Raw genomic sequence first — 1,119 nt, 5'->3', positions numbered from 1 at the left:
TGGCTCAGGACGAACGCTGGCGGCGTGCTTAACACATGCAAGTCGAACGATGAAGCCTAGCTTGCTAGGTGGATTAGTGGCGAACGGGTGAGTAATACGTGAGTAACCTACCTTTAACTCTGGGATAAGCCTGGGAAACTGGGTCTAATACCGGATACGACCAATCTCCGCATGGGGTGTTGGTGGAAAGCGTTATGTAGTGGTTATAGATGGGCTCACGGCCTATCAGCTTGTTGGTGAGGTAACGGCTCACCAAGGCGACGACGGGTAGCCGGCCTGAGAGGGTGACCGGCCACACTGGGACTGAGACACGGCCCAGACTCCTACGGGAGGCAGCAGTGGGGAATATTGCACAATGGGCGCAAGCCTGATGCAGCGACGCCGCGTGAGTGATGACGGCCTTCGGGTTGTAAACCTCTGTTAGCAGGGAAGAAGAGAGATTGACGGTACCTGCAGAGAAAGCGCCGGCTAACTACGTGCCAGCAGCCGCGGTAATACGTAGGGCGCGAGCGTTGTCCGGAATTATTGGGCGTAAAGGGCTTGTAGGCGGTTGGTCGCGTCTGCCGTGAAAGGCCGGGGCTTAACTCCGTGTATTGCAGTGGGTACGGGCTGACTTGAGTGCGGTAGGGGAGACTGGAACTCCTGGTGTAGCGGTGGAATGCGCAGATATCAGGAAGAACACCGGTGGCGAAGGCGGGTCTCTGGGCCGTTACTGACGCTGAGGAGCGAAAGCGTGGGGAGCGAACAGGATTAGATACCCTGGTAGTCCACGCTGTAAACGTTGGGCACTAGGTGTGGGGGCCATTCCCCGTTTTCTGCGCCGTAGCTAACGCTTTAAGTGCCCCGCCTGGGGAGTACGGCCGCAAGGCTAAAACTCAAAGAAATTGACGGGGGCCCGCACAAGCGGCGGAGCATGCGGATTAATTCGATGCAACGCGAAGAACCTTACCAAGGCTTGACATGCACGGCGGCACTGCAGAGATGTGGTGGCATTTAGTTGGTCGTGTGCAGGTGGTGCATGGTTGTCGTCAGCTCGTGTCGTGAGATGTTGGGTTAAGTCCCGCAACGAGCGCAACCCTTGCCCTATGTTGCCAGCACGTGATGGTGGGGACTCGTGGG

At 57.5% G+C, this 1,119-nt stretch carries 1 rRNA gene; it reads left to right on the top strand.

Going from position 1 to position 1,119, the window contains the following annotated elements:
- A 16S ribosomal RNA gene (locus ACFX4E_RS28240) occupies positions 1-1,119 on the top strand; the annotation flags it as partial.

This window comes from Priestia sp. YIM B13491 (genome assembly GCF_042787605.1).
In the GTDB taxonomy this organism is placed as follows: Bacteria; Bacillota; Bacilli; order Bacillales; family Bacillaceae_H; genus Priestia; species Priestia megaterium_E.
The sequence above is the reverse complement of the archived record's forward strand: the minus strand, read 5'-3'. Positions and strand labels throughout refer to the sequence as shown.